The sequence below is a fragment of the Blastomonas sp. CCH1-A6 genome, assembly GCF_001556365.1.
Classification (GTDB): Bacteria; Pseudomonadota; Alphaproteobacteria; order Sphingomonadales; family Sphingomonadaceae; genus Blastomonas; species Blastomonas ursincola.
The window spans coordinates 1-6,627 of the sequence record NZ_LSIS01000387.1; the positions used below are offsets into that span (position 1 = coordinate 1).

Sequence of the window (6,627 nt, forward strand, 5' to 3'; positions counted from 1 at the left end):
AGCTTTGGCGGCAGCGCGATCACCAATAGCGGCACGTTGACGCTGACCGGCGCGACGACCGGTATCGGCGCATTCACGCAGAATCTCGGCGGCGTGTTCAACCTGACCAATGTCAGCACCAGCATCGGCAGCCTGGCGGGCACTGGCCAGGTACTGATGAGCGCGGGTGGTTTGACGCTGGGCAGCGCAAATACCAATACGGACTATGCCGGGACGATCACGGGCAGCGGTGTGCTGGTGAAGACCGGTACGGGCACCCAGACGCTTTCGGGCACAAGCACGTTCCTGGGCTCCACGCTGATCGCCCAGGGCTCGCTGGTACTCGCCACTGGCACGTCGTTCGCAAGCGCATTGCAGAACAATGCGACCTTCATCAACGCAGGCACGACCACGGGACTGGTCACCAATTCTGGTACGCTGACCTCTACCGGAACGCTTGCGGGCGGATTGGTCAACAATGCCGGCGCGACCGCCAGCCTGGCCAACGCCGTCAACGGCGCGATCACCAATTCGGGTACCATCACGCTGACGGGCGTCCTGTCGGGCAATCCGAGCTTCACCCAGAATGCTGGGGGAAGTCTCAACCTCGCCGGTTTCAGCACGACGCTGGGCAGCATCGCGGGCACCGGCGCGATCCAGCTGGGCTCCGGCACGCTGACCGCAGGCGGCAACAATGCCCCGACCAGCTTCGACGGCATCATCTCGGGGTCCGGCACGTTCACCAAGACCGGCACGGGCACGCTGACGCTGGGTGGAGCAAACAGCTTTACCGGACTGACGACAGTCAGCCAGGGCAGCACTCTCGCAATCGGTGCTACCGGCAGCCTCGCCGCTGCGGTTACTAACCTCGGGGTGCTGACGAACGCTGGCACCGTCGGAGGCCTGGTCAACAACGCCGGGACTTTCCAGTCGACCGGTTCCCTGAACGGGGGACTAGCCAACGTAACGCAGGCATCGGTCCGTGGTAACTTAAGCGGACCGGTGACCAATGCGGGGTTGATCACGCTGACTGGCGCGACCAGCGGTAATGCTGCATTTTCACAGATCGCCATTGGCACTTTAAACCTCGCCGGGTTCAATGCCACGATCGGCAGCCTTGCGGGCAGCGGTGCGGTGCAGCTCGGCAGCGGCACGCTGACGCTGGGCGGGGCGAATAGCAGCACCGATTTTGCCGGGGTCATCTCGGGCACGGGCGCGCTGGTCAAGACCGGCACGGGAACGCAGACTCTCTCGGGCGCGAACACCGTCAACGGTGTCACCACGATCAACCAGGGCTCGATCTTCCTCGCCACCGGAGCATCGCTGGCAGGCACGGTGCAGAACAACGCGACCTTCATCAATTCGGGCAGCGTTGCAGGTCAGGTGACCAATGCGGGAACGCTGGTCTCTGCTGGCACGCTGGCGGGCGGGCTGGTCAACAATGCGGGGGCGACGGCAAATCTTGCCAATGCCGTCAACGGCGCGATCACCAATTCGGGCGCGATCACGCTGACGGCTGGCCTGTCGGGTTCGCCCGGCTTCACCCAGAATATTGGGGGCAGCCTCAATCTCGCCGGGTTCAACGCGACGCTGGGCAGCATTGCAGGCACCGGCGCGATCCAGCTGGGCGCTGGCACGCTCACCGCAGGCGCAAGCAACGCCTCGACCAGCTTCGACGGCATCATCTCGGGTTCGGGCACGTTCAACAAGGCGGGCACGGGCACGCTGACGCTGGGCGGCATCAACACGGCGGCGGCCAATTTCACCGGCACCGTCAACGTGAATGCGGGGTCGCTGGTGCTCAACGGCCAGTTCGGCGATGTGTTGGCCAACAGTGCCAACCTCACTCTCGCCAATGGCGCGACGCTGGGCGGATCGGGCAGCTTCCTCGGCAATATTTCGCTTGGCGCCGGGGCCATACTCGCCCCGGGCAACAGCCCTGCGACGATCGCTGTCGGTGGCAACCTGCTGCTCGATTCAGCCTCGGTGCTCAATTTCGAGCTTGCCCAGGCGGGTGTCGTCGGTGGCGGCACCAACGATCTCATCAGCGTCAGCGGCAACCTGACGCTCGACGGCACGCTCAATGTGGCGGCGCTGACCGGATTTGGCGAGGGCATCTATCGCCTGATCAACTATGGCGGCGCATTGACCGACAACGGCCTGCTGGTCGGCACGCGCCCCGATGGCTTCACGGCGTCGGTGATCACCAATATCGGAGGACAGATCAGCGTCCAGTTCACGCTCGGCATCCCGACCGTGCTCTACTGGGACGGCACCGACACCACCGCTGCGTCCAGCGCAATCACCGGCAATGGCGGATCGGGCACCTGGAACAGCACCAGCACCAACTGGACCTCGGCGCCCGGATTCTCGACCGCGTTCGGATGGAACAGCCAGACCGGCGTGTTCGCTGGCGCGGCAGGCGGTACGGTACAGGTCAGCGGAACCCAGGCGTTCCAGCAGCTTCGTTTCGAAACAGGCGGCTATGTGCTGAACACCGCACCTGGTGGCGGGGCGCTGGCGACCACCGGCGGCACCTCGGTCATCGACGTGTCGGCAGGCTTGGGCGCCACCATCAATGCGCCGATCCAGGGGACCGCAGGTATCACCAAGGCGGGCGCGGGCACGCTGACGCTCGGCGGTTTCAACAGCTATGCGGGGCTTACCAGCATTGCAGCCGGCACGCTGGCGCTGAGCAGCGGCGGCACGATCGTCGGCGCGGTGGATAACGGTGCGAGCTTCGCCAATGCGGGCAACGTGAGGGGGCAGGTCACCAACCGGGCGAGCCTCACCTCGACCGGAAGGCTCGACGGCGGTCTGGTCAATGCCGCCACGGGCATAGCCAACCTGTCGGGCGTGTGGAACGGGGCGATTTCCAACGCGGGAACGGTGAGGCTGTCAGGCCTGACCAGCGGCAACGTGGCGTTCAGCCAGCAGGGCAGCGGTTTGTTCGACCTGGCCGGATCGTTCGCTTCCATCGGTTCGCTCGCGGGCAGCGGGTCGGTGCAACTGGGCAGCGGCTTGCTTCAGCTGGGCCGCAGCAACGCCAGCACCAGTTTCGCAGGCGTTATCTCGGGCAGCGGCGGCCTCGAGAAGGAAGGCACGGGCACCTTCACGCTCACCGGTGCCAACAGCTTCACGGGCCGGACGCTGGTCAGCGGCGGAACGCTCGTCCTGGCTTCGGGAGCATCGCTGGCAGGCTCGGTGACCAACAATGCCGTGTTCACCAATGCCGGGACGGTCGCAAACGGAGTGATCAACAACGGTACGCTGGTGTCCACGGGGTCGTTGAACGGCAGTCTGGTCAACAATGCTGGTGCAACCGCGAGCCTGTCGGGGGCATTTTCCGGCAATCTGATCAATCGCGGTACGGTAAACCTGACCGGAACCTTTATCGGTATCGGCGAACTGTCGCTGGCGACGGGCGCGGTCTTCAACCTGGGCGGCTTTGCCACCACCATCGGCAATCTGACCGGCGGCGGCGGCACGGTGGCTCTGGGCAGCGGGACGCTGACCCTGGGCAGCGGCACCGGCTCGCAGACCTTCGACGGCATGATCACCGGTTCCGGTGGCCTGACCAAGGTCAGCGCCAGCACCTTCTCGCTCTCGGGCGCGCAGGGCTATACGGGGCTGACCACGGTCAACGGAGGCACCTTGATCCTGGGCAGCAATGCCTCGCTGGCAGGCGGCGTGCTCAACAATGCAAGGTTCACGAACGCTGGTCGCGTTTCGGGCCTCGTTACCAACATCGCGACACTGGAATCAACGGGCGCGCTGAACGCAGGGCTGGTCAATGCAACCGGAGCCAGCGCGCGAATCCGGGGTATCCTGGCAGGATCCGTCACCAATGCGGGCACGATCACGTTGACCGGCACGACCACCGGCATCGGCGCGGTGACTCAGGAGGCGACGGGCACGTTCGATCTGGGCGGCTTCGGCACCAGCATCGGCAGCCTGGCGGGCAGCGGAGCCGTGATTCTGGGTGCGGTCCCGCTGACCACGGGCGGCGATAACGGCTCAAGCACCTTCGCAGGCACGGTCTCGGGCGACGGCGGCATCGTCAAGACCGGCACCGGCACGTTCGTTCTTTCCGGCGCGAACAGCTATGCAGGCCTGACCACGGTCAGCCAGGGCGTGCTTTCGGTCCGCAACAATGCGGGCCTGGGCGGCAATGCTGCGGGCACCGTGGTCGATGCGGGGGCTGCGCTCGAGCTGCAGGGCGGCATCACCCTCACCGGCGAGGCGCTGACGATCAACGGCACCGGCGTGAACGGCGCGGGCGCGCTGCGCAACGTGGCGGACAACAACATCTGGGCAGGCACCGTCACCCTGGGATCGGACAGCCTGATCGCCGCCGATGCAGGCCGCCTCGACATCGACCTGCTCGCAGGCACCAGCCAGGCGCTTGCCACCGGCGGCGCAGGCCTGATCGGCCTCGCCAATGCGAACACGACCGGCGCGCTCACCGTGACCGGCGGCAATCTGGCGCTGTTCGGCAGCGGAAACTTTGCCGGCGGCGTGAATGTCAACGCGGGCAACCTGTTCCTGCAAGGCGGCAGCAGCGTCAATGACGCGGCGGCGGTCACGCTGGGCACCGGCAACCTGATCGTTGCGGTGTCGGAAACCATCGGTTCGCTGGCTGGCACGGGCGGCACGGTGCAGATCGATGCTGGCCAGACGCTGACGCTGGGCGGAAGCGATGCGTCGACCAGCTTCGGCGGCGTCATCTTCAACACCGGCAATCTCGCCAAGCAGGGCAGCGGAACGTTCACCGTCACCGGAACGCTGGCGCATAGCGGCACCACGACGATCACCGGCGGCACCTTGCTGTCGGGCGCGGCCAATATCTGGCAGGGCAATGGCCTGGTCACGATCGGCAACGGCGGGACGCTCGATCTCGGCGGTTTCGACCAGTCGATCGCGGCGATCAGCCTGGCGGGCGGCACGCTGGCCAATGGCGCGCTGACCGGCAGCATCAGCACGAGCGGCGGCACGATCCGCGACATTACCGGCGCTGCCAATTCACTGCGGGCCACTGGGGGCACCACCACGCTCACCGGCGCGGGCAGCTTCGCGCAGGGCGTGACGCTGGCGGGCGGCGATGTCGTGCTGCAGGGGGCAGGGGCATCGATCGCCGATGCGGCGCTGGTCACGGTCAATACCGGTACCTTGTTCGTCAATGTGGCTGAGACCATCGGCGCGCTGGCCGGCAGCGGCGGCCGCGTGCAGATCGCGCAGGGCCAGGCGCTCGTCACCGGTGGCAGCAATGCCAGCACCGCCTATGCGGGCGTGCTCGCCGGCAATGGCGCAGTGATCAAGACCGGCACCGGCACGTTCACGCTCTCGGGCGCGAACACGCTGACCGGCACGGTCACCGTCAACGCCGGTGTGCTGGCGCTGGCTAGCGGCGGATCGCTGGCGGGCGCGGTGCAGAACGCGGCCGGGTTCAACAGTGCCGGCTCGGTCGCGGGCCTCGTCACCAACACCGGCACGCTGATCTCCACCGGCGTGCTCAATGGCGGACTGGTGAATTCGGGCTCGGCGGGGCTTTCAGGCCAGCTGAACGGCGCGGTGACCAATAGCAGCCTCGTGCAGCTCCAGGGCGCGCTGACCGGCATTACCGGCTTCAGCCAGACCGGCACCGGCACGTTCGATCTCGCGGACTTCAACACCTCGATCGGCAGCCTTTCGGGCGCAGGCAACGTGCTGCTGGGCAGTGCGACGCTGACGCTGGGCGGCAGCAACGCCTCGACCAGTTTCGGCGGCACGATCGGCGGCACCGGCGGCCTCATCAAGTCCGGCACCGGCGGCTTCACGCTGACCACGGGCCAGGCCTATACCGGCCTCACCACGGTCAATGGCGGCCTGCTGACGGTAGCGGCCGGTGCGGGCCTCAGCGGATCGGTGCTGAACAACGCGGGCTTCGCCAGCTCCGGCCTGATCCTGGGATCGCTGACCAACAACGGCACCGCGACGCTTTCGGGCCAGATCAACGGCACGGTGGCCAATAATGGTGCGACCACGCTCGGCGGCCAGCTGGTCGTGCTCGGCCGCCTGACGCAGAGCACGGCGGGCAGCCTGAACCTGGCGGGCTTCAACGCCTCGCTGGGCAGCCTTGCCGGCACCGGCCCGATCGCGCTGGGCAACGGCACGCTGGTCGTCGGATCGGACAACAGTTCGTCGCTGTTCTCGGGCGTCATCTCGGGCAGCGGCGGCTTGCAGAAGATCGGCTCCGGCACATTCACGCTGACCGGCATCAACAGCTATACCGGCCTGACCGTGGTCAACGCAGGCACGCTGGTGATCGGCGAAGGCGTGAGCGTCGGTGGCACGACGAGCGGCATTGCGGCGACGGTGGCAGCACCTTCCGTGCTTGCCGCGCCGGTCGCAAATGCCGTTTCGGGCCCGATCGCAGCCGAGCAGGCCAGCATGCCTGCGGCGGTCACGTCGCTGGCGGCAGAGCAGACCAGCATGCCGGCTACGGTCACTTCGCTTGCAGCCGAAACCGCTTCCACCGTCAGCGCCTCGCTCGCATCGCGCGCCGGCATGATGGTCGACAATGGCGCGATCTCCGGCGGCCCGACCCCGGCGAGCCTGGCCTCCAGCGCAGAGCGTCTGCCGCTGGCGGGCGGCGTGTCGTCCGGACCC

General features: G+C 66.9%; 1 protein-coding gene. It reads left to right on the forward strand.

What is annotated here, in order from left to right; translation table 11 throughout:
• A partial coding sequence (locus tag AX735_RS17775; RefSeq protein ID WP_202189613.1) for an autotransporter-associated beta strand repeat-containing protein occupies positions 1 to 6,627 on the forward strand: 6,627 nt, incomplete at both ends.